Below are 21,978 nucleotides of genomic sequence, written 5' to 3' on the forward strand. Positions count from 1 at the left end.
AACGCGATGCCGGATCAGAGTTCCTGGCTGCGTGAGGCCACAGCGACCGCCGAGGGCGGTCACGTACGCACCGACGATGGCGGGCTCTCCACCGCGCTGGCCTCACCGCTGGCGCCGCACTGCACCGGGCTGACCCCGGAACAGTTGCTGGCCGCGGCCTTCGCCTCCTGCCTGCATCATGCGGCGGTGGAGGTGGCCGGGGAGATCACCGACGAGGCGCACACCGTGCAGGTCCGCGCGGAGGCGAAGCTGGGACGGGACAACGACGGCCGATACCGGGCCGACGTGCACGCGGAGATCTCCTCAGCCGGGCTGAGCCGAGATCAACTGGCCGACCTGGTCGAGTACGCCGACCGGCTCTGGCCGTTCTCCAGCGGCGACGCCAGCCGACACCGCCTGACCGTCACCCCAGCCGAGAACGGCCGACACTGACTCCACGCACACCCCATCGCGCCGATCTTGCACTTTCGGTCGTCGATATGAGGGGCCTGTCCCCTATGTCGCGACAGCAAGCGCAAGATCGCCGTAGGTGGGGGGTACGGGGGCTGGTTGGTGGAGGCATGGCTCGGCTGTTCGGCTCAGTCATGAAGTTTGCCGGAGGTGCGGCCGGCGGAGTGGCGGGGCGACCGCATTCACCCGGCAAGTCGGGAATAACCGTCTGGAGTGATCCGCGAGGTTGATCTACTTCGCTCGCGTTTTGCCCAATAAAGTCGCCATGATCAGGGCAAATTGTGGCGCATGCCACCGTACGGGCTGATGGCATCGGGCATTCAGCTCTTTAGCCTCGTCAGGTGCATCCCGACGACCCCTCCGCCCAGAAGCTGACCGACGCGCGCCCGAGCACCCCCTCGGACGACGCCGCATCAACCGAACGGACGATCGGCCGTCACCGCGCTCCCGACCAGTCGCGGCGTGCCCTGCTGCGCTCGACCCCGGTCCGGGTGGCGCTGGCCACCGGTGTCACCTGCTGCCTCAGCCTCGTCGCGGTCGCGACCGCGCGAGGCAACGACGACACCCCCCGTACGGTCGAGCCGCTCGCCGAGGCGGTGGCCGACCGCGCCGCCATCGCCGACGAGCGCGCCTCCCGGTCACTGGATCGCGACGCCGCCCCCGCCCGAATCCTGCCCAGCCCGACGGCGAAGCCCACGCCCACTCCCACCGCCGTCCGCAAGGCGCCCAAGAAGCCGGTCAAGCCCCGCCGCCCCCGGCCGGTCGCCGGCCTCGACCAGGCACAGATGGACAACGCGAAGATCATCGTGGACGTCGGCCTGGAGATGAAAATGCCGCGCCGCGCCCTGGTGGTGGCGCTGTCCACCGCCATGCAGGAGAGCAACCTCTACAACCTGGCCAGCGACGTCCTGCCGGAGTCGGCGGAGTACCCGAACCAGGGCAGCGGCTCCGACCACGACTCGGTCGGGCTGTTCCAGCAGCGGCCCAGCAGCGGCTGGGGCACTGTGGCCCAGCTGATGCGCCCGTCGTACGCCGCGCGGGCCTTCTACACGGCGCTCAACGAGATCCCCGGCTGGCAGGACATGAGCGTCACCGCCGCCGCCCAGGCCGTGCAGATCTCCGCCTACCCCGACGCGTACGCCCAGCACGAGGACCGGGCGACCACCGTCGCGGCGGCGCTCACCGCCTGAGCCAGAAGGGCACCACGCCCGCGCGTCTCAGCGACGGCCCGGCGGTGGCTCCGCGCCCGCGTCCGCGCCGCCGACCCCGACCCGGCTGCCCGGCACCCCGGCGGCTGCGGTGGGAGTGTCGGCGGGCACCTGGTCGACCGTCACCTGACTGAGGATCTCGTCCACCCGCACCTCGCGCCGTCGGCGAGCGTCCAGCGCCGCCTCGAAGTCACGTCGGGCCTGCACGGCCTCCGCGTACGCCCGCTCCCGCACCCGTCGGGCCTCCTCGCGGGCCTCGTCCAGCTCGGCGCGGGCCTGGGCCCGAATCTCGGCGGCCTCGCGCCGCACCGCCTCACCGGCGTACCGGGGGGCGGCGACGTCGCCCAGATCGAGTCGCTGCAGGAGCCCACTGAGCCAGGCTGCCTCCTGGCGGATCTCGTCCCACTCCCGGGCCGCCCCGGCCGCGCCCTCGGCCCGCGCCGCGAGCCGGGACAGCCGGATTCCCAACTCGTCCAGGCAGTAATCCACCTGTCGCTGGTCGTAACCGGTCTCAACGACGGAGAACCTCATACTGTCGCCCCCCAGGCAGCTGCTGTTACTTCCCCACCTGGATCCTCGGCCGCGACCGCGCACGCCGAGGGGGTTCGGGAAAAATGTTCAGCATGCGCGCGGGTGGCGCGGGCCTCAGGTGCGCTTGGGCAGCACGACGACCCGGCCGAAGAACTCGTCGATGCGGCGAACCACGTCGTTGAAGTCGTCCAGGTCGATCGGCTTGGTGACGTACGCGTTGGCCTGCAACGTGTAACTGCCGACGATGTCGGTGTCGGCGTTCGAGGTGGTCAGCACGACGATCGGGATGGTCCGCAGATCCTCGTCCTGCTTGACCGCCCCGAGCACCTGCCGACCGTCCATCCGCGGCATGTTCAGATCCAGCAGGATCACGTCCGGTCGGCGGGCCTGCTCGTGCCGGCCCTCGGCGCGGAGAAACTCCATCGCCTCCTCGCCGTCGCTCACGACGTCGATGATCTTGTCGACGTCGGAGTCCGCCAGCGCCTCCTCGATCATCAGCACATCACCCGGGTCGTCGTCGACCACCAGGATGCGTACCGGCTGCGGGCTGTCTACGCCCATCACTACCTGCCTCGAAGTCGGCGGGGACGGGACCCTGACGGTCACCGCGTTGGCGGGGGAAATGCTGGCGGGGAAATCTAGCCCATCATGAAGCACTGCGGGACGCGGGGTCGACCGACTCCGGTTCGTAGCGCAACACGTCGGCGAGGCCGGTGACGCGCAGCACCCGCTCGACCCTCCCGTGGGCGCCGGTGAGCCGGAGCCACCCCCCGTCGGCCGCCGCCCGATTGTCGCCCCGGACGAACACGGCCATTCCGGTGGAGTCGCAGAACGTGAGGCCGGACAGGTCGAGCAGCACCCGGGTCTCGCCCGCCGCGGTGAGCTGGTCTATCGCGGCGGTCAGCTCGGGGGCGGTGCTCAGGTCCAGCTCGCCCACGAGCCGCAGGCAGGCGCCACCACCGTCGCGCTCGACGTAGTTGACGCTGAACGTCACCGTTCTCCCCCTCGCTCCACCCTCGGGTGGGACGTTTGCAGTCCGGCAAGTATACGCAGAGCTGCCTCGTCCGCCGCCGAGCGCGGTGATCCATCCGGGTGCCACCGGCGGGTCGGTCAGCGGGCGGTGGCGGGCAGCGCCGCGCATCCCAGCGCCAGCGCCCGCGCCGCCCGGGGGAAGTCCCGCAATGCGGCGGCGTAGTGCTCCAGCGGCAGGACGACCGCCCCGGCGGGCACCCCACGACTGCCCAGAATCCCCGAAAGCCACTCCACGAACTCCGTGAACAACGAGGAGTCGTCGACGTAGACCGCCGCGGCCAGGAAGTCCACAATGTGGCCCAGGTCGCTCACTGTCGCGTCGAGCTGCGCGGCGGTGTACGCCCGCGCCGCCGGCACCCGCTCCCGCAGCTCCGCCAACGCGCTGTCGATCAGCTCACCGCGACGGCGCGCCAGGCTGGCGTACTCGTCGTCAGCAAGGTGGGCCAGCCGCGCCGGCGGCGCCCCGCGTAGCGCCCGCTCGTCGGCGATCAGCTCGGCCGCCGAGGGCGCGTCCGGCGCCCAGGCCGCCCCGAGCCGGCGCGCCCACCGGCCATCCGTGCCGAACCCACGCCCGCCGACCACCACCGGCACGTCCGAGCGGCGGCAGGCCTCGATCATCCGGTGGGCGTACGGCAGGCGCATCGGCAGCGCGCACGCCAGCGCGACCGCGTGCGCGTCGTAGCGGTGCAGGTACGACACGAGGTGCGCCGCGGGGACGCTGGCGCCCAGGAAGGTCACCTGCCACCCGCGTAACCGCAGCACCTCGGCCACCAGCCGGGGTGGTAGCGCGTGCCACTCGCCGTCCATGCAGGCGACCACGACCCGGCCGCCGGTCGGCCGCGCCTTGACGTGCGCGGAGACCGCCGCCACCACCTGCTCGCTGATGTGGGTGGCCGCGTGCTCCTGGGCGACGCTCCACTCGTTGCGCGCCCACCGCTCGCCCACCTCAGCCTGAGCGGGCGCGACCAGGTCGAGCAGCACCCGCTCCGCCGGGAAGCCCGCGTCGAGCAGGCCGATCGCCAGGTCGGTCGCGGCGTACTCGTCGGCGTCGGCGAGGTGGTCCAGGTACCCGGAGTACGCCTCGCCGAGATCGGTGGTGGCCGTGGCGGCGGTCACGCCTCAGTCCCCTCTGTCTGGTCGATGCCGGTGGGCACCGAGTGCAGGTGCCGCGCCCCGCGCCCGCTCAGGCCGGCCGCCCGCAGCGCCAGCACGGCGATGTCATCGTGGTCGCCCTGTGCCAACCAGTCGCAGGTGACCTGCTCGACCCGTTCGGCCAGGGCCTGCGCGGGCATCCGCTGGCAGCCGGTCAGCGCCGTGACCAGCCGCTCGGGGCCGAACTGCTCGTCTCGGCGCCGGCCGCCCCGCGCCTCGGTCACGCCGTCGCTGTAGAGCAGACAGGTCTCGCCCGGCGCCAGCCGCACGGTCACCTCCCCGACACGGGGGTCGGGCACCACCCCGATCAGCATGCCGCGCAACGGCACCGTCTCCACCTCACCGGAGGCGCGCAGCACCAGCGGTGGCAGGTGCCCGCCGCCGGCCATGGTGAGGGTGAGGCCACCGTCGCGATCCGGGCGGGCCACACCCAGCACGATCGTGGCGAAGCGGCCCTGGCCGTGCGCCTGGGTCGTCTCCAGCAACGCGTCGTTGAGCAGCCGCAGCAACCGCGCCGGGTTCGACTCCAACCGGTGCAGCGCCTGGAGGCACTGGCGCAGTTGGCCGGTGAAGACGGCGGCTTCGACGCCCTTGCCCGACACGTCGCCGAGGAAGAACACCGAACCACCGTCGGTGAGCCGGTGCGAACCGTAGAAGTCGCCGCCGATGCGTAGCCCCGCCTGGGCGGGGCGGTACGCGGTGCCCCACTGCACACCGACGGCCTCGACCGGCTCGACCGGCACCAGGCTGGCCTGGAGGGTGTCGGCCACTTCCGCCTGGTCGCGGTAGAGCAGCGCGGTGGTCAACGCGGCGCCAGCGCGGGCCGCGAACGCGCGGACCAGCTCCACGTCGTCCTCGTCGTACCAGCGAGTGGCGCGACGGGCCACCAGCAGCACACCGACCGGCGCGTCCCGGCCCGGCAGCGGGACGACCCGGACGGCGCTGTCGGTGCCGGCCAGTCCCGGCAGCCAACCGGCGTCGACCGCCTGCTCGACCAGCCAGTCCACCGCGTGCGGCTCGGCCCCGGTCAACCCGTCGGCGATGGCGGTCGGCAGCTCGCCGCCGGCCAGCACGCCGCTGTCGACCGTCGGCACCTCGTCGTCGGTGCGGGAGGCCCGCCACCAGCGGGCGCGCCCGGCCCTCGGCGCGATCACCAGCACCGCCACCTCGGCCAGGGTCGGCACGGCGAGTCGGACGACCGCGGCGGCCGCCCGGTCGGGGTGCAGTGGGTTGCCCAGCTTGTCGCCGACCACGGCCAGGAATGCCGAGCGGGCCCGCTCGGCGAGCAGCGCGTCGGCGCGGCCGACGCTGTCGGTGACGTCCTCGACGTACCAGCAGCAGCGGTCACCGGAGAGCGGCACCTGGCGCGCGGTGAGCCGGCGCCCGCGATGGGTGAAGCTCCCGGGGACGCCTTCGCTCAACCCGGGCACACCGGCCGCGCTGAGCAGCTCGCCCGACGTCACCTCGGGCAGCAACCGCTCAGCCACCGGGCTGACGTGCCGCACGACGCCATCGGCGTCGCAGACCACCAGCCCTTCCCGGAAGTGCTCGACGACCTCTAACCAGTCGGGCGTGGCCTGCCCCCGGTCGGTGGCCAGCGGCGGCAGGGCCGCGGTGGGGCGGCGAACGTCGGCGGACCACGCCGAGGGTCGAGTCGTGCTCGGCGTGGAGAGCCGTCCGTCGCCCGGGTCCCAGTCCCTGACGTCGGAAGCAGTCACCAGCTGAGCCTCACTCCTTGTCGTTCACCGAACCCGTGCCGGGACCGGCGTCCACTGTCAAAACTCTCCAGCCACCCTACGCCGGAACCCGGAAAGCGGCATCTCACGACATGTGAGGGGCACCGCCACGGCGGGATGTCGGACGAGGGACGCGGGGGCGCTTCGCCGCCTCCGCTTTGCGTTTTGTCGCTCGACAAGGAAAATGGTGGGATGCCCGACCAGCTGTTGACCATCGAGACAACCCGGCTCGCCGCCGGGAACGTCCGACTCCGGCTGGCCGGCGAACTCGACTACGACACCGCGCCCGATCTGGTCGCCGCGGCAGCCGAGCTGTGCGACGACGACGCCCCGGTGCTGGTCGACCTGACCGGGGTGACCCTCTGCGACTCCTCCGGGCTCAGCGCGCTGCTGGTGGTGCACCGGGCCGCCGGGGCGATCCGACTGGTCGGGGTCAGCCCGCAGCTTCAGCGGATGCTGGACCGCACGGGCCTGAGTGAGTTGCTGGCCGTGGCGTACGACGACGACGTGCGCGCCATCGGCTGATCCGTAGGCCACCCCCGAGCCGAACGGGGTGGCCCCCGACCCTGGGACCTGGGGTCGGGGGCCGGAGGAATGTCTAGGGTGCCGTCATCGGCTGGAGTCGGGGGCCGTCCTCACGCAGCTCGCCGATCGGGGTCGCGTCCACGTCCTCGGGCTCCCCCGAATCGGGCGTCTGGTACAGGTAGCGGACGAACTGCCCACCCGCCTCGTTGTCGTCCGCGCCGGGCCACTGACCGATGCAGTCCATCCCGATCACCTCGCGGCCCGTCCCGTCGGCCTCCTCCAGTAACGCCCACAGGCTCACCGGGTAACACCTGGTGACCTCGGGTGCGAGCTGCCAGCGGGCGTACCAGCCGGGTCGAGCGGGGACGATCTCGACAACTTCCTTCATGACGACCTTCCTTCCGCGTACCTCGGAAGAACTCCGGTCCTGACCCGATCGTGCGGGCCGTGCGGGTGAGCGCCCCTCACCCCCGCCGGATGAAGCGTGGCGCAGGCCGGTCCGACCCGGCCGGCGGCCTCCGTTTCCTTCTCCCGGACGGCGGGAAGGCGACTGGCGCAGCCACGATCCCCAGCGGAAGGGATGCCACCATGCGCAAGCAGATGGAGGGCGACAACCAGAGGCGCCGGGCACTGGCCCGGCAGGCCCGGGAGCAGAATCGCCAGCCCAGCGAGATCGGTGCCAGCCTGAGCGCGTCCAAGCAGCTCACGAGCCTCGATGCGGGTAAGCGGGCCGGCCCACCAGCGGCCGGAGTGCACAAGTCGGACAGCACGCGCGGCGGGCCGGCACCGCCGCCGGTCGGTAGCGCCGACAACCCGCGACCGCAGCCGTCCCCGGCGAGCGGCGCGGCCGGTGTGAACAGCATGGGCTACCACGACCTGGTCGACGAGGTCCGGCGTCGCGCCGGGGTCGACTTCAAGACCGCCAAGGTGGGCACCGAGGCGACCGTGTTGGTCCTCGCGTTCGCCCTGGAGGCCGCCGAGCGGCAGCGGCTGCTCGCTGCGGTGCCGGCGTCGCTGCACGACGTGCTGCCGGTCGACGGCATCGAACGGCACCAGGACCTGCCCGGCTTCCTGGCCGAGGTGGGCCGGATCAGCGGTAACACCCCGGAGCAGGCCCGTTACCAGGCCGAGGCGACGATCGCCGCGCTCGCCGAGCAGGACGGTGACCTGGTCGAGTCGTTGCACGTACCCGACGGGTTGCGCGACCTGCTGAACCCGCCGGAGGCCGGCGGCGGCCTGGTGGGCGCCTCCACCACCACACCCACCCTGGACGCCGACGAGATCAGCGCTGCGCTGGACGACCTGCCCTACTGGTCCGGCGACAGCCAGGGCCTCTACCGGGTGGTCGCACTGCCGCCCGACAACCTGGACCGGGTGCTCGCCCGGCTCGACCGGCTGCGCCAGGACAACGGCCGCGGCCCGAGCATCGGGCGTCCGGGCGACACCGCCGCCGTGTTGACAGTGCGGACCAGCCAGGCCAACGGGGTCACCGCGCTCGACGTGGACCTCGCCCGTCAGATCGACGACGCGATCGACGAGGTGGGGGCCGGGATGGCCGGCGGCTGACCGGCCACCACGACGCCGTCGGGCCGGCGGACCGGGGGCGACCCCGCTCCGCCGGCCCGTCCGGCGTGCCGGGCGCACGGTGGGCTCGGCTAGCGTGCCGGACATGAACCGCGCTGCCGACCGGCTGGAACTGGTCGCCGACCCGGTCCGCCGGACCGGGCGGACACTGCTGTCCGCCGGGGTCGAGCAGTCGTACGTGGATGTCGAGGATCCCCGGCACCTGCACTTCGAGTACGTCCGGCGGATCGCCTCGGCGGTGGAGGTGGCGGCCCCGGCCGGCGCCCCGCTGAACGTCCTGCACTTGGGTGGCGGCGCGTTGACGTTGCCCCGCTGGCTGGCCGCGACCCGGCCGGGCTCCTCGCAACGGGTCGTCGAGCGGGACGCGGCGGTGGTCGAGCTGGTGGCCCGGGAGTTGCCGCCGCTGCCGCCGGAGGTACGGGCGGAGGTCGCCGACGCCCGGGACGCCCTGACCGACACTCCGGACGGCCGGTACGACCTGGTGATCGCCGACATCTACCGGGCGGCCCGGATGCCCCGGCACGTACGCACCGTCGAGTTCGCCGCCGAGGTGGCCCGCGTCCTGCGCCCCGACGGGTTGTATCTGGTCAACGTCACCGACCTGCCGCCGCTGGTCGGTACCCGGGTGCAGGTGGCCACCTTGCGGGCGGTCTTCGCCGACGTGTGCGTGGTCGGCGACCGGCGGATGTTGCGCGGCCGCAGGTACGGCAACCTGGTGCTGGCCGCGACCTCCCGCCCCGGCGGGCTGCCGGTGGCCCGGCTGGCGGTGGCCGCCCTGCGCGACCCGGTGCCCGGCGGGCTGCTGCACGCCGCCGCGCTCGACACGTTCGTCGCCGGCGCGCATCCCGTCACCGACACGGACGACAACTCCCGCCACTGATCGCCGTTGTGCCCGCAATGCCGGGTTTCCGACGGCGCGCGCGGGGAAGGCCCGCCGGATGAGCGACGTCGACGATCGGGCGACCGGCCGCCGGACTCTGATCGTGATCGGTCTGGTGCTGGCGACAGCGCTCGCGCTGGGCTTCGTGTACGCGACCCGGCGGGTGCTGGTCTGGGCGGTGGTCGCCGCGTTCTTCGCCGTCGCGCTCAAACCCCTCGTCGACCGGCTGCAACGCCGCTTCGTCCGGCGTCGGGCGCTGGCCACCCTGCTGGTGTTCCTCGCCGCGTTCGTACTGCTGGCGATCCTGGCCGCGCTCATCCTGGTTCCGCTGTTCCGCGAGCTGGGCCGCTTCGCCGACCGCGCACCCGAGCTGCTGCGGGAGGCCCGCGCCGGACAGGGCCCGGTGGGGCAGGCGCTGGAGCGCACCGGGGCACGCCGCTACGTCAGCGAGCACTCCGAGCAGCTACGCGACCTCGGCGGCCGGCTGCGCCAGCCCGCGGTCGGTGTGCTGCGTGGCGTCGTCGAGTCGGTCGCCGGGCTGGTCACGGTCATCGTGCTCGCGTACCTCATGGTGTTGGAGGCTCCGCGGCTCACCAGCGGCCTGCTCGCGGCGGCCGGGGACGGTCAGGGCGAGCGGCTGCGCCGGGTGGGCCGGGAGGTGTCGCGCACCGTCACCGGCTATCTCACCGGGAACCTGCTGATCAGCGTGATCTGCGGGGCGTTGACCTTCGTGGTGCTGACCCTCACCGGGGTGCCCTTCGCGGCGGTGATCGCCCTGCTGGTGGCGGTGGCCGACCTGATACCGCTGGTCGGGGCGACCCTCGGCGCGGTGATCGCGGCCGGTGCCGGTTTCCTGCACTCCCCCACCGCCGGGGTGGTGGTGCTGGTCTTCTTCGTTGTCTACCAACAGCTGGAGAACCACCTGCTCCAGCCGCTGATCCTGTCCCGCGCGGTCCGGCTGAACCCGTTGACGGTGCTGGTCAGTGTGCTGCTCGCGGCGGAGCTGGCCGGCTTGCTCGGCGCGCTGCTGGCCATCCCCGCCGCCGGCATCGTCCAGACCCTGCTGCGCGAGTACGGCCCGCGCCGGCTGCGGCCCGCCCCGCCGGCCGGCCCGGCTGCGCGGTCCGCGCGACCGGCCGGCACCACCGACTGACCGTCGCGCATGTGGTCGGTGCCGCCACCGGCCTGCCCCGCGACGACCAGGCGGCCCGCTCAGCGGGACCGGGTCGCGACCTCGGGTGTGGTGCTCTCCAGCGGCACCGCGTTGGCCGGCACCAGCCCCAACTGGACCGCGGACCGGGTCAACGCGGCGTCCAACGCCCAGTCGGCGCTGACCCGCGTGCGGTTTCCCGGCATCGCCATCAGGTGATACGCCCGGGTGACCGCCTTGGCCGGCAACCCGGCCAGGTTGACCTGCAACGGGTTCGCCGCCGCATCCTTGCCACCCAGGTCGACGACCCAGCCCAGGTCGTGGTGCTTGTACGGCTTGCGGCGGCCGAAACCGTACGACGCGGCGATGTTGTACGCCGCGCGCTTGCCCTGCCGCTGCGCGTGCTGGGCGGTCATCCCGCACACCTTGCCCGGATTGACGAGGTCGGGCACCGCGGCGGCGTCACCGCACGCGTACACCTCCGGATAGCCGGGAACGTTGAGGAACTCGTCGGTGACCAGTCGACCCCGGTCGGTCCGCAGGCCCAGCTCGTTGACGAACGGGTCGGGGCGCACCCCCACACACCACACCAGGGTGCAGGTCGGGATGTACTCGCCGTCGGTGAGCTTCACCCCGTCGCAGGTCGCCTCAGCCACCGAGGTACCCATCCGCACGTCCACCCCGCGCCGGTTGAGCACCTTGTGCGACGTGTCCGACATCCGCTTGTCCAACTCCGGCAGCACCCGGGACGCCACGTCGAGCAGCATCCAGCGGGGCCGGACGGTGAGCCGGGGCCGCTGGGCGTGCAACGCGTCGGTGAACAGCTGCCCGTGTGCCGCGACCTCGGTGCCGGTGTAGCCCGCCCCGACCACCACGAACGTTGACCGGGCCTGCTGCTCGGCCGGGTCCTCGGCCTGCTCGGCCAGCTCGAGCTGCCGGACGATGTGATCATGCAGGTAGACGGCCTCGGGGAGGCCACGGAAGCCGTGCGCGTACTCGGTCACCCCAGGGATGGGCAGCAGCTTGTTGACGCTGCCCACGGCGAGCACGAGCCGGTCGTACGCCAGCCGGTTCTTCTCCCCCTCGGCCTGGGTGAAGCCGACCCAGCGGTTCTGCAGGTCGACGTGGTCCGCCTCGCCGACCACCACCCGTACGCCCTTGAGCGTCCCGGTCAGCGGCACGGCGATCCGTTTGGGCTCGACCACCCCGGCCGCCACCTCGGGCAGCAGCGGCAGGTACAGGAAGTAGTCGGTGGAGTTCAGCACCACGATCTCGGCCCGGTCCCGGGCGATCCGGCTCAACGTCTTCGCCGCGTGGTAACCGGCGAACCCGGCCCCCACGATCACCACACGAGGTTTCGTCATTGCGGGCCGTTTCCCGTCGAAGGCCGCGACAAACGTCCTGCGCGCCAGCCGTGCTCAGCTCGGCTGAAGCCGGACGTGGCCGCTGCGGCCCACCGCCTCCAACTCCCACTGTTGGCCGAACGCCCGGACCCGCTCGGCGGTGATCCGGCCCAGTTCCGACGGCACGTCCGGATCGAGGACCAGCCGGCCGTCGACCGGGTTGACGCCGAGCATGGCGCGGATCAGGGCCAGCGGCGTGCCGGCCGCCCAGGCCTGCGGGCTGCAGGCGGTCGGGAACGGCACGGCGAAGAGCAGTCGCTCCCGATCGAACCCGCTGAGCGCCTCCGGCAGCCGGTGACCGAACTGCTCGGCCGCCTCGATCATCGCCAGGCTGATCCGGTTCGACTCGGCCCGGTAGCCGTACCGGGCGAGGCCGAGCGCGGCGATCGAGTTGTCGTGCGGCCAGACCGTGCCCAGGTGGTAGCCGAGGGCGTTGTAGAGCCGCTCCTCCCGGGACAGCGTGCGGACGCCCCAACCGGAGAACATCTCCGGCGACATGAGTTGTCGCACCACCGCGTCGGCCCGCTCCGGCGGAACGATTCCACTCCACAGCAGGTGACCCATGTTCGAGGTCTTGGAATCGACGCGGTTCTTGTCGCCGTCCAGGGCGACCGCGTAGTAGCCGCCCCGTTCCTCGATCCAGAAGTCCTGGTTGAAACGCTCGTGCAGGGTGTTGGCCTCGTCGCGCAGCCGGCGCGCCAACGTGGGATTGTCCAACGGCCCGTCGAACAGTTCGGCCAGCCGCATCTTGGCGTCGTAGGTGTAGCCCTGCAGGTCGCAGGTGGCCAGCGGGAGCACGGGGATCCGTCCGTCGGCGAAGCAGACGCCGTCCGGGGAGTCCCGCCAGCATTGGTTGCCCAGCCCTTCGGGCGAGCGGGTGGCGTACTCGACGTAGCCGTCACCGTCCCGGTCGCCGTACTCGTCGATCCAGCGCAACGCGGCCACCGCGTTGTCCCGCAGGTGCCGGACGGTGTCGTCGTCGCCGGTCCAGCGCCAGTACTCGGAGAGCAGGATCAACCAGAGTTGGGTGGCGTCAGCGCTGCCGTAGTACGGCCCGAACGGTTTCTCGCCACTGCGGGTCAACTCGCCGCTGCGCACCTCGTGCAGGATCTTGCCGGGCTCCTCGTCGGTGAAGTCGTCGCACGTCTCACCCTGGAGCCGGGCCAGGGCGAGGAGCGTGCCCTTCGCCAGCGCCGGCCCGGCGACCAGGGTCTGATAGGCGGTGATCAGGGTGTCCCGGCCGAAGACGGCGAGGAACCAGGGCAGCCCGGCGCCGGGGAGCAGAATCCGCTGGCCCTTGACCTCCAGGTCGAGCCGCAACGCCGCCAGGTCGTTGCGGGACTGCCGCACGGTGCGCTCCAACGCGGCGCTGTCGCTGCGCAGCACCGCCCGGTCCTCCAGCCACCGGCGCAGCGGGTCGTCTGCCCGGCCGTGGATGACGTCGGCGATGTCGCCCCGGACCGGCTCGACCACCCCCATCCCGGGCGGGAGTGGCACGTGCAGGTCGACCTTCCACTCCTCGCGAGGGCTCAGCTCCAGCTCCCAGACCAGGTCGTCACCCTCGATACGGTCGGCTGGCTTCGCGCAGCACACCCGGGTCTGCGCGGAGAAGTCGCCGCGCTGGTAGGAAAAGCACAGCTCGGACCCGTCGTCGGCGTGGTCACGGCTGATCTCGGCGGAGCGGTCCCGGACCCTGGACTTGACCTCGAACAGGTCGGCGAAGTCGGCGGCGACGGCCAACCGCAGCTCCACCCGGACCGGCTCCAGCCGGAAGGAGACCAGTTCCACGCGCTCGTGAAACCCGTCGCCGACGTAGCGCAACCGCCGCAGGGCCAGGGCGTTCGGTGGCAGCCCGGGCAACTCCGGATTGGTGAGCACGTACTGCGCCGAGTAGTGGTCGATCGTCTCGGCGCGCAGCACCAGCAGTTCGCCGCCGTTGACGGTCAGGCTCCAACCGCTGATCAGGCGAGTGTCCAGGTGGACGAGCCCACCGATACTGCCCGTCGGCACGTCCCCGCACGCGTTGGAGTACAGAAACGTGGGCCCGCTGAGCACCGCGAGCGAGTCGGGGCCCAACTCGGGCGGGATGGCGCGCTGGTCGGCGCTGTCCGTCTCCGCGACGGACAGACCGGGCAAGGGGTTGGCAGGGGTCGCGCGAACGGCAGCCATGACACCCACCGTAGGAAGCAGGGCACGGAGTGTCATCACCCGCTCCGGGTGAAAGGTCCGGTACTCCTTCCGCACGGCACGGCCGGCCGACGGTCAGGCCGGGGTTGGCGCGGTGATCGCCCAACGCTCGTGATCGCGCCAGGCGCCGTCGATGAACAGGTAGTCCGGGGAGAAACCCTCCAACCGGAAACCCAGCTTGCGGGCCACCCGCCGAGACGGCTCGTTGCCCGGCTGGATGTTCGCCTCCAGCCGGTGCAACCCGACCGAGGTGAACGCGTGGTCGATCACCAGGGCGACGCCCGCCGAGGCGTGCCCGGTCCCGCTGTACGGCAGGAACGCCGCGTACCCCAGGAAGCCACCACGCAGCGCGCCGAGCACGATCCCGCTGATGTTCACGTAGCCGGCGATCTCGCCGCTGGCCCGGTCGCAGATCAGGTAGCCGGCGCTGTCGCGGCGACGGATCCGGCGCAGATAGTTCTCGTACTCCTCCGGGTTGGCCGGCGCGGCCAACCAGGGGTGGTGCAGGTCCCGACTGCGCCGCGCGGCGGCGATGAACTCGTCCGAGTCGGTGGGCCGGGGTCGCCGGATCGCGGCGGGACCACCGGTACGCAGGTATCTCACGGCGGATCACTCTGACCGACGGGTGCCGCCGTTGTCCAACCGCCGCCGGGTGGGTGGGCGTCGGCCGGGCTAGCGGGACGTCAACAGGCTGAACTCCTGACCATCGGGGTCGGCCAGTACCAGTCGGCCTGCCCCATCCTGGTCGGTGTCGACCCGGGTCGCCCCGAGCGAGAGCAGACGGTCGACCTCCGCCTGCCAGTCGCCGTCGACAGGCGGGGCGAGGTCGAAACGCACCCGGTCCCTGCCGCCGTTCGGCATCAGCGGTGGGCCACCCCAGCTGATCTTCGTGCCGCCGCGCGGCGACTGGATCGCGGTCTCTTCGTCCTGATCCCAGACCAGCGGCCAGCCCAGCGCGGCACTCCAGAAGTAGCCGACCGCCTGCGACCCGTCGCAGGCCAGCGCACCGACGAAGCCGCAGCCGGCGAGGAACTTGTTGCCCGGTGCGATGACGTCGAACTCGTTGCCCTCGGGGTCGGCGAGCACGACATGATCGATCTCCGGGCCCTGCCCGATGTCGGTGTGCCGCGCACCGAGCTCCAGTGCCCTGGCCACCGTCTGCCGCTGATCCTCCAGCGAACTGCTGGTCAGATCGAAGTGCATCCGATTCTGGACCACCTTCGGCTGCTGGTCCGGAGCGAAGCGGATGTGGTACCCGTTGTCGTTGGCGGGTAGCAGCAGGACGCCGTCGTGGGGATCGTCGACGATCTCCCGCCCCAAGAGCCCGGACCAGAACTGCGCGAGCCGCAGGGGCTCGCTCGCGTCGAAGCTGATCGCGAACAGGTGTGCAGTCATCGCTGCGCTCATCTCCCATCGGACCGGACGCCGTGACAGCCGTCGGAGCGGGAGCCTAGGGCTGCGCCAAGTCGACCGCATCCGAGTTTCGGCGGGGTCAACCCCGGAAGGGCGGGGCCACCCCCCAGCCCCAGCGCGGGACCGGTGCCTGCCGGATCGGGTCCGCGTCCGGTTGGGAATTGCCCACCGCCAACCGGGTGCCCCACTCGAGGTAGCTCGTGAAGGCGGCGCGAAACTCAGGATCATCGGGTAGGCCGACCTCGTCGGCAGCGTCCATCATCACGTTGACCCACCGCCGGCGCTGCGCCTCGCTGATCGCCCTGCCCAGGTGCTGGCCGAGCATGTGGCGGTAGCCGCCGCGTTCCATCGTGTAGGTGGCCGGTCCGCCGAAGACCTCGGCAAGCCAGACCGCTACATGCCGGGCGTGGTCGGGGTCCATGTGCGCGAACATCGGCGCGAGCAGGTCGTCGGAGCGGACCAGGCGGTAGAAGGCATCGCAGAGCTTCATGAACGCGTCGGTGCCGCCGGCCCACTCGTACAGGCTCGGCGGCGCGGCACCACCACTGCCGGCAACCGACGTTCGGGCGTAGTGCCGCATCTCCTGGATGTCCTCGACGTACGGCTTGATCGCGGCGAAGAACTGCCCGAACACCGGCCCACCCCGAAACCCTTTCAGGTGCTCGTCCGCCGATGTCCAGGTGATGCGCAGCAGGTAGCTGGCGGGGTCGTCCAGGCAGCGGCTCAACTCGTAGTCCACACACTGCGGCGCGGCACGTAACGCGCCAGCGGCCCGCTGGTACGCCGCCTCGAAACCATCCAGCCGTTCCTGCGGGACGCGGTACCTGATGTACTCGACCACCATGGCTACAGCTCAGCACCCGCAGCGGCGATGATCAAGTACGCACTATTTGGTACGTGCCGATGGAGGCCACGATGCCCAAGCGATACCACTGCCCGGTGGAGCTCGCCGTCGACGTTGTCGGCGGAAAATGGCGACCGGTGATCCTGGCCCATCTCAAGGAGGGCGTACACCGCTATGGCGAACTGCGCCGCCGGATGCCGGGGATCAGCGAGAAGATGCTGACCCAGCGTCTGCGCGAGTTGGAGGTCGACGGGCTCGTCCTGCGGCACGACCACGAGACCACACCACCTCATGTCGAGTACCGGCTCACCGAGGAAGGACTCAGCCTGGCCCCGGTGTTGCAGGCCCTGTACGACTGGGGCGCTGCGCGGGCCGCACGTACCGGTACCCCTTGTGATCCACTGGGCCGGTGAGCCAAACTACCTCGATCCCCCCGGCCGACTTCCAGGAGCGACTGTCGCGAGAGCTGAACGTCTGGCTGTGCACGGTGCGGCCCGACGGGTCCCCGCACCTGACGCCGGTCTGGTTCGTCCACCTCTCCGCGACGTTCTGGGTCGGCTGCGAGAGCCGCAGCGTGAAGGCCCGCAACGTCGTGGCCGACCCACGGGTGTCCCTGGCTCTGGAGAACGGCAACGCGCCGGTGGTGGCGGAGGGCGCTGCCCACGTGCACCGAAGTGGATTCCCGAGCCCGGTCGTGGAGGCGTTCGCGCGCAAGTACGACGGCTGGGACGTCGGCCGGCAGGTCGGCCCGGACGGCGAGCGGGTGCTGCTGGAGATCCCTGTCCGGCGGTGGCTGCTCGCGGGCACCGCCCAGTGAGCCGTCGATGCGAGAATCGGCCGGTGGAGGACGAGCTGACGACGGCCCTGGCGGGTGTACGGGACGCGTTCGCCCGGTATCCGCGCCGTTCGGTGCTCGACGGTCACCTGGCCGAGACGGTCGCCACACTCAACTTCCCCTCGATTCGCGACCGGACCACGTGCACCCGACCGAGCCGACGTCGATCAGAAGCGCCGTGACGAGGAGGCCGAATGGATACCGAGTCGCAGGACCCCGTCGTCGTCGCGCTGTCCAGCCTGGTGCCGGCTGGTGTCGACAGTGGCCGGCTGACCCGGGAGTCCGGCCGACAGTTGCGGTGGGTGGCAGCCGGCAGCGCCACGCCACCGGTCGTCCTGGTCTCCGGGGCCGGCGAAGTGGGGCTGGACTGGGCCGTCGTCCTCCCCTCGCTGGCCGAGACGTCCCGCGTCATCGCCTACGACCGAGCCGGTCTGGGTGCCAGCGACCCCACCTCGCGGCTGACACTGGACTCCCAGGTGCGCGACCTCGTGGCACTCCTGGACGACGTCGGCCCCGCCGTGCTGGTTGGTCACAGCTGGGGCGGGCTGCTCGCCCAACTAGCCGCTTTCGCCAGTCCCGACCGGACGCTTGGCCTGGTCCTGCTCGATCCGTTCCACGAGGACAGCACGGCAGAGGTACCACTGGCTCTCCGTGTCTCATCGAATCTCCTGCTCAACGCCATTCCGGTGCTCAAGACCATCGGGCTCTTCGATCGGATCGCGGCGAACATGGGCCGCACGCTCGCTGAGCGCTGCACCGACGACCTGGAGATCCGGGCATTGATCAACGAGGCGTACCGGGCCAGCTATCGCACGTTCGGTCAGGTCACGACCATTCGGGCGGAGAACCGCCTCGCCAACACCTGCACCCGGGAGGTGCGCGCCGCGCGCGCGACGTCGACCGCCCCCGACGTACCGATGAGAATCCTGACCGCGACCCGCGGCAAGCCCGCGGCCCTCCGACATCGCTCCCGTGCCCTCGCCGACCAGACCGCCGCGGTCTTCGCACGCGGCGTCCACGTCGTGGTGCCCGACAGCGGCCACTACATCCACAAGGACCAACCGGCCGCCGTGGTCGAAGCAGTGCGCGCTGTCCTCGCCCAGGTCGACCGGGATACGCGGTAGCGGACCGGGTCAGTGCCGCTGGACCGCGGACCGGGCGAACCACGGTGCGAGCCACGGGGTGAGCGCGACGAGACCGACGGCGAGGCTGGTGATGACGGCCTGCCCGATCCGACCCGGGGTGACCCCGCCCGCCGGGTCCAGCACGTAATTGGCGTACCCGTTCGCGGCAGCGTCCGTCACCAGGACCGCGCAGCCCAGCACGAGCCCCTGCACCCGTCGAGCGGCCAACAGCAACGCCGCCAACGGGTCCCACAGCGTCAGGGACGTGAAGTACAACGTCAGCCACCCGGGCAGGTCGAGCTGCGGACCGAACTGGGGCAGGAGCAACTGCACCACGTGCACCGCGGTGCCGTAGGCGAAGACCAGCACGGCGACAGCCACCACGCACCGGACCGCGAGCGGCACACCACGCCATCGACCGGTGCTCATCCGGCCATAGTGCCTCAGCCGGGCGAGCGTTCCGTCAGAGCGGGCCGGGGAACGTCTGCTCCATCGGCATCGGCACCTGGAGGTAGGTGGTGCCACGCATGTCCAGCCAGGCCCGGTCCGGCCCGCGCACCAGGCGCACCATCACCTCCTCGCAGGTGGGGCAGCGGGCGACGAGGCCCGGGGCGTGCGAGTAGACGTGCAGGCTGGCCATCGACCCGGTCGTCCCGCAGTTCTCACAGCGGCCCATCGCGCTGCTCAGGTCGACGGTGAACAGCTCACGCATCGGGCCGTCGAGCATGTTGCCGTCCACGTACGACATCTCGGTCATCGAATCTCCTCGACACTGCGTGAGTGAGCGGGTGGTCAGCCGGTGGGGCCGAAGCGTTCGGTCTTGACCCGGCGCGACGGGTGACCCAGCCCCACCAGCAGGTCGGCCACGGTCTCCACGAACGCGGTCGGGCCGCAGACGTAGGTGAGTGGTTCCAGGTCCGGTGGCCACCCGTGCGTGTTGACGTCGGCGAGCCCGATCCGGTGCGGCTCACCGCGCCAGCCCTCGGGCGCCTCACGGGTGTAGACGTACGCGACGTCCAGCCCGAAGTCGTCGCGGACCCGGCGGCGCAGTTCGTCGGCGTAGATCACGTCACCGGGGGTGCGTACCGAGTAGATCAGCCGGAACGGCGCCTTGCTGCCCACCGCCCGCCGCGCCCGGATCATCGCCATCAGCGGCACGACGCCGGAGCCGCCGGCGACCAGTTGCACCGGCGCGGTCTCCTCGGGCCGCCAGATGAACCAGCCACCGAGCGGTCCGCGTACCTCGATCGGGTCGTCGGCCCCGAAGACATCAATGAGGTACGGCGACACCTCGCCGTCGTGCACGCGCTGCACTGTCACCTCGATGCGCGGCCCTCCCGGCCCGTCCACGGCCGGTCCGGCGATCGAGTACGACCGGGCCGCCTGGTAACCGTCCGGGGCGGTGAGCCGCAGGTCGACGTGCTGCCCGGGCAGGTGCCCCGGCCAGTCCGGCACCTCCAGCACCAGGGTCTGCGCGGTCGGTGTCTCCACCCGGCGCTCCACCAGCCGGCCGACCTGCCAACGGTTGGGCGTACGGCGCTGGGTGCTCGTCGCCACGGCGCGCTCAGTCACCCTGGTACCGCTGTTCGCGCCACGGGTCGCCGTAGTCGTGGTACCCGGCGGTCTCCCAGAACCCTGGCTCGTCCATCGTCTTGAGCCGGAGGCCGCGCACCCACTTGGCGGACTTCCAGAAGTACAGGTGCGGCACCAGCAGTCGCGCCGGCCCGCCGTGCTCGGCGGGCAGCGGTGCGCCGTCGAAGGTGTGCACTACCCAGGCCTGGCCGCCGCGCAGGTCGTCGAGCGGCAGGTTGGTGGTGTACCCGCCGTAGGAGTGCGCCAGCGCGAAGTGCGCCCCCGTGTCGACGTCGGCGAGCAGCGTGTCCAGTGAGACGCCCTGCCAGTTGGTGCCGAGCTTGGACCAGCGGGTGACGCAGTGGATGTCCACCATCGGCGTCTCCTGCGGCAGGGCCATCAGCTCCTGCCACGACCACCGGTGGTCGCTGCCGTTCTCGGTGGAGATGACGAACTCCCAGGTGTCCAGTGACACCCGGGGCGTCGGGCCGGCCGAGAGCACTGGAAAGTCCTCGGTCAGATACTGGCCGGGTGGCAGGGCCGGCTCCTGCGTTCGGGGCCGACCCTGAAAGCCCGGTGACACGATTCCCATTGCACAGTCGTACCACCCGCGCCGGTGGGGGCGGGAGCTTTCCCGCGTACCCCGTCGTCAGTCGGCGCGGCGCGGTCAGTGCCGCTCCGCGACGACCTTGCGATCCTCGGGCAGGTCGCCGCCCCGGGTGGCGCGCAGGCTGGTCACCGTGACCACCACCAGCACACCGATGATCACGCCCAGCGAGGCCAGGGTGGGGATCTGCGGCACGCTGTCCCAGATGCCGTGCGCCCAGTGCAGACCCAGCTTGAGGCCGATGAACGCCAGGATGATGGCCAGGCCGTAGCTGAGGTGCACCAGCCGGCTCAGCGCCGCGTGCAGGACGAAGTAGAGCGCCCGCAGGCCGAGCAGGGCGAACGCGTTGGTGGCGAACACCAGGTACGGGTCCTCGGTGATGCCATAGACCGCCGGCACCGAGTCGACCGCGAAGACGATGTCGGTGGCCAGCACCGCGACCACCACCAGGGCGAACGGCGTGAGGGCCCGCTTCGCGCCCTGCCGGACGGTCATCTTGGTGCCGTGGTAGTCGTCGACCACCGGCATGACCTTGCGCAGCAGCTTCACCGAGCGCATCTTGTTGATGTCGACTTCCTGCTGATGCCCGGACATGGCATCACGCAGCAGCTTCACCGCGGTGGCGATGAGGATGATCGCGAAGAGCAGGAAGGCGAAGTCGAGGGTCTGCAACGCCGCCGCGCCGAGGGCGATGAAGACGGCCCGCAGCACCAGCGCGCCGGCGATGCCGTAGAGCAGCACCCGCTGGGCGAGCACCGCCGGCACCGCGAACGCCGCCAACAGCAACATGAAGACGAAGAGGTTGTCGACCGAGAGGGACTTTTCCACCAGGTAACCGGTCAGGTATTCAACGCCCTGCTGGGAGCCGAAGCGGGACCAGATCCAGCCGCCGAACGCCAGCGGCAGCGCTATGTAGAACGCCGACCAGCCGATGGCCTCCCGCATGGAAACCTCGTGCGGGCGACGGGTGACCAGGAAGTCCAGCACCAACAGCAGGAGGACCCCGATGATGGTGACCGCCCACAGCGTGGGCGTGCCCACCGACGACAGGTCACTGGCGGCGGACAGATACGACACTTGGCTCATGTGGGGTCTCCTCGAACACCGTCATGTTCGAGGTCTCCTTCACCCACCACCTGGTGGGCAACCACCCGAGGCGCGCCGGGCGCGCCGTACTGACCGGAATGGTTCGTGGGAAGTACTCCCCTCGCACGACAAGGTTAGGCCAGGCGGAATCGCCACGCCAAGCGGGACATCGATGGTTGCCCTGGTAAACCGCTGTGTGTGCGTGGTACGAGCGCTGTCAGCCGCGGCGCAGCGTCGCGCCCGGGGCCATCGCCTGCTCGATCAAGCCCCGATAGTCACGTGGCAGTTGGGTCACCACGTCATCGAACTCACCGCCGGTGATCGCCTCGCGCAGGGTGGTGAAGACCGCCCGGCTGGCGTCCTCGGCGGCGGCCTCTCGCACACCGGCGCGCAACGCGACCCGGGCGACGAACTCCGCCGCGCCGAACCGGTCCGCCTGCTCGGTGCTCGGGCTCGGTTTGAGCACGAGTTGCAGCGGTTGGGGCAACTGGGCGGCCAGGTCCAGGACCTCACCGCCGGTCAACCGCTCGGCGAACGTCTCCAACACGGCCCGGGTCAGCTCGACCGCCCGCTCGGACGACGTGGCGGTGCGCTGGGAAACCTGGTCGATGAAGGTGTCGTAGTTCATCGCGTACTCCCTTGGGCTCGCGTCGGCGTCT

The 21,978-nt window shown here is 71.4% G+C and carries 27 protein-coding genes; 10 read left to right on the top strand and 17 right to left on the bottom strand.

Annotation, left to right across the window (positions count from 1 at the left end; translation table 11 throughout):
• Positions 1-6: 6 nt before the first annotated feature.
• Both FB453_RS13990 and FB453_RS13995 read left to right on the top strand, forming a co-directional pair.
• Positions 7-432 (top strand): OsmC family protein, encoded by a 426-nt coding sequence (locus tag FB453_RS13990; RefSeq protein WP_030332593.1) that lies wholly within the window; start codon positions 7-9, stop codon positions 430-432.
• Between the two features lie 359 nt (positions 433-791).
• Positions 792-1,640: a hypothetical protein gene (locus FB453_RS13995; protein ID WP_186718272.1), complete on the top strand. Its 849-nt coding sequence runs from the start codon at positions 792-794 to the stop codon at positions 1,638-1,640.
• 27 nt (positions 1,641-1,667) lie between these two features.
• Here FB453_RS13995 and FB453_RS14000 read toward each other — a convergent pair whose 3' ends face one another.
• The 5 genes from FB453_RS14000 to FB453_RS14020 form a co-directional block, all read right to left on the bottom strand.
• Complete coding sequence (locus FB453_RS14000) at positions 1,668-2,189, bottom strand: ATPase (protein ID WP_145790445.1); 522 nt, start codon at positions 2,187-2,189, stop codon at positions 1,668-1,670.
• A gap of 114 nt (positions 2,190-2,303) precedes the next feature.
• Positions 2,304-2,750, bottom strand: a complete 447-nt coding sequence (locus FB453_RS14005; RefSeq protein ID WP_112587610.1) for a response regulator — start codon at positions 2,748-2,750, stop codon at positions 2,304-2,306.
• 85 nt (positions 2,751-2,835) lie between these two features.
• Positions 2,836-3,183 (bottom strand): STAS domain-containing protein, encoded by a 348-nt coding sequence (locus FB453_RS14010; protein ID WP_145790446.1) that lies wholly within the window; start codon positions 3,181-3,183, stop codon positions 2,836-2,838.
• A gap of 116 nt (positions 3,184-3,299) precedes the next feature.
• On the bottom strand, positions 3,300-4,337 hold the full coding sequence (locus FB453_RS14015) for a cobalamin-dependent protein (protein ID WP_145790447.1): 1,038 nt from the start codon (positions 4,335-4,337) through the stop codon (positions 3,300-3,302).
• A complete protein-coding gene (locus FB453_RS14020) occupies positions 4,334-6,091 on the bottom strand; it encodes a PP2C family protein-serine/threonine phosphatase (RefSeq protein ID WP_145790448.1) in 1,758 nt (585 codons plus the stop codon). The genes FB453_RS14015 and FB453_RS14020 overlap by 4 nt, the downstream gene beginning before the upstream one ends.
• 210 nt (positions 6,092-6,301) lie before the next feature.
• On the opposite strand from FB453_RS14020, the gene FB453_RS14025 reads away from it, so the two are divergent.
• Entirely contained in the window at positions 6,302-6,634 is a 333-nt protein-coding gene (locus FB453_RS14025; protein WP_145790449.1) for an STAS domain-containing protein, read from the top strand.
• 73 nt (positions 6,635-6,707) lie between these two features.
• Here the strand turns inward: FB453_RS14025 and FB453_RS14030 are convergent, their stop codons facing one another.
• Positions 6,708-7,022: a hypothetical protein gene (locus FB453_RS14030; protein WP_145790450.1), complete on the bottom strand. Its 315-nt coding sequence runs from the start codon at positions 7,020-7,022 to the stop codon at positions 6,708-6,710.
• Between the two features lie 200 nt (positions 7,023-7,222).
• Here FB453_RS14030 and FB453_RS14035 point away from each other — a divergent pair, with 200 nt between their 5' ends.
• From FB453_RS14035 to FB453_RS14045, 3 genes are all read left to right on the top strand, one after another.
• A complete protein-coding gene (locus FB453_RS14035; RefSeq protein WP_145790451.1) occupies positions 7,223-8,200 on the top strand; it encodes a DUF2267 domain-containing protein in 978 nt (325 codons plus the stop codon).
• A gap of 103 nt (positions 8,201-8,303) precedes the next feature.
• Positions 8,304-9,098, top strand: a complete 795-nt coding sequence (locus tag FB453_RS14040) for a fused MFS/spermidine synthase (protein WP_145790452.1) — start codon at positions 8,304-8,306, stop codon at positions 9,096-9,098.
• Positions 9,099-9,156: 58 nt separating this feature from the next.
• Entirely contained in the window at positions 9,157-10,251 is a 1,095-nt protein-coding gene (locus FB453_RS14045) for an AI-2E family transporter (protein WP_145790453.1), read from the top strand.
• Positions 10,252-10,310: 59 nt separating this feature from the next.
• On the opposite strand, the gene FB453_RS14050 is transcribed toward FB453_RS14045, so the two are convergent.
• From FB453_RS14050 to FB453_RS14070, 5 genes are all read right to left on the bottom strand, one after another.
• On the bottom strand, positions 10,311-11,612 hold the full coding sequence (locus FB453_RS14050; protein WP_091408141.1) for an NAD(P)/FAD-dependent oxidoreductase: 1,302 nt from the start codon (positions 11,610-11,612) through the stop codon (positions 10,311-10,313).
• A gap of 54 nt (positions 11,613-11,666) precedes the next feature.
• On the bottom strand, positions 11,667-13,820 hold the full coding sequence (locus FB453_RS14055; protein ID WP_145790455.1) for a glycogen debranching N-terminal domain-containing protein: 2,154 nt from the start codon (positions 13,818-13,820) through the stop codon (positions 11,667-11,669).
• 93 nt (positions 13,821-13,913) lie between these two features.
• A complete protein-coding gene (locus FB453_RS14060; protein ID WP_145790457.1) occupies positions 13,914-14,441 on the bottom strand; it encodes a GNAT family N-acetyltransferase in 528 nt (175 codons plus the stop codon).
• A 69-nt stretch (positions 14,442-14,510) separates the two neighbouring features.
• Positions 14,511-15,233, bottom strand: coding sequence for a VOC family protein (locus FB453_RS14065; RefSeq protein WP_145790459.1), 723 nt, complete (start codon positions 15,231-15,233; stop codon positions 14,511-14,513).
• A 97-nt stretch (positions 15,234-15,330) separates the two neighbouring features.
• Positions 15,331-16,095 (bottom strand): globin domain-containing protein, encoded by a 765-nt coding sequence (locus FB453_RS14070; protein WP_145790461.1) that lies wholly within the window; start codon positions 16,093-16,095, stop codon positions 15,331-15,333.
• A 71-nt stretch (positions 16,096-16,166) separates the two neighbouring features.
• Between FB453_RS14070 and FB453_RS14075 the strand changes: the two genes are divergently transcribed.
• The 4 genes from FB453_RS14075 to FB453_RS14085 are packed head-to-tail and all read left to right on the top strand — an operon-like array spanning position 16,167 to position 18,054.
• Entirely contained in the window at positions 16,167-16,508 is a 342-nt protein-coding gene (locus tag FB453_RS14075) for a winged helix-turn-helix transcriptional regulator (RefSeq protein WP_145790463.1), read from the top strand.
• Positions 16,505-16,912: a pyridoxamine 5'-phosphate oxidase family protein gene (locus FB453_RS14080; protein ID WP_145790465.1), complete on the top strand. Its 408-nt coding sequence runs from the start codon at positions 16,505-16,507 to the stop codon at positions 16,910-16,912. The genes FB453_RS14075 and FB453_RS14080 overlap by 4 nt, the downstream gene beginning before the upstream one ends.
• Positions 16,913-16,935: 23 nt before the next feature.
• Positions 16,936-17,112 carry a hypothetical protein gene (locus FB453_RS34210; RefSeq protein WP_186718274.1) on the top strand — a complete coding sequence of 59 codons (177 nt, stop codon included), beginning with the start codon at positions 16,936-16,938 and terminating at the stop codon, positions 17,110-17,112.
• A gap of 12 nt (positions 17,113-17,124) precedes the next feature.
• The gene (locus FB453_RS14085) at positions 17,125-18,054 is read left to right on the top strand and encodes an alpha/beta fold hydrolase (protein ID WP_145790467.1); all 930 of its coding nucleotides are present in this window, start codon (positions 17,125-17,127) and stop codon (positions 18,052-18,054) included.
• A gap of 9 nt (positions 18,055-18,063) precedes the next feature.
• On the opposite strand, the gene FB453_RS14090 is transcribed toward FB453_RS14085, so the two are convergent.
• The 6 genes from FB453_RS14090 to FB453_RS14115 all read right to left on the bottom strand — a co-directional run bounded on the left by FB453_RS14090 (position 18,064) and on the right by FB453_RS14115 (position 21,947).
• Complete coding sequence (locus tag FB453_RS14090; protein WP_145790469.1) at positions 18,064-18,483, bottom strand: hypothetical protein; 420 nt, start codon at positions 18,481-18,483, stop codon at positions 18,064-18,066.
• A 34-nt stretch (positions 18,484-18,517) separates the two neighbouring features.
• Positions 18,518-18,811, bottom strand: coding sequence for a DUF6510 family protein (locus FB453_RS14095; protein WP_145790471.1), 294 nt, complete (start codon positions 18,809-18,811; stop codon positions 18,518-18,520).
• A 35-nt stretch (positions 18,812-18,846) separates the two neighbouring features.
• Positions 18,847-19,611 carry a ferredoxin reductase gene (locus FB453_RS14100; RefSeq protein WP_145791042.1) on the bottom strand — a complete coding sequence of 255 codons (765 nt, stop codon included), beginning with the start codon at positions 19,609-19,611 and terminating at the stop codon, positions 18,847-18,849.
• A gap of 7 nt (positions 19,612-19,618) precedes the next feature.
• Positions 19,619-20,218 (bottom strand): sulfite oxidase-like oxidoreductase, encoded by a 600-nt coding sequence (locus FB453_RS14105; RefSeq protein WP_145790472.1) that lies wholly within the window; start codon positions 20,216-20,218, stop codon positions 19,619-19,621.
• Between the two features lie 75 nt (positions 20,219-20,293).
• Complete coding sequence (locus FB453_RS14110; RefSeq protein ID WP_112676498.1) at positions 20,294-21,319, bottom strand: TerC/Alx family metal homeostasis membrane protein; 1,026 nt, start codon at positions 21,317-21,319, stop codon at positions 20,294-20,296.
• A 217-nt stretch (positions 21,320-21,536) separates the two neighbouring features.
• A complete protein-coding gene (locus FB453_RS14115) occupies positions 21,537-21,947 on the bottom strand; it encodes a DUF2267 domain-containing protein (protein WP_112587649.1) in 411 nt (136 codons plus the stop codon).
• Positions 21,948-21,978: the final 31 nt, after the last annotated feature.

Source organism: Micromonospora sp. CNZ322 (genome assembly GCF_007827755.1).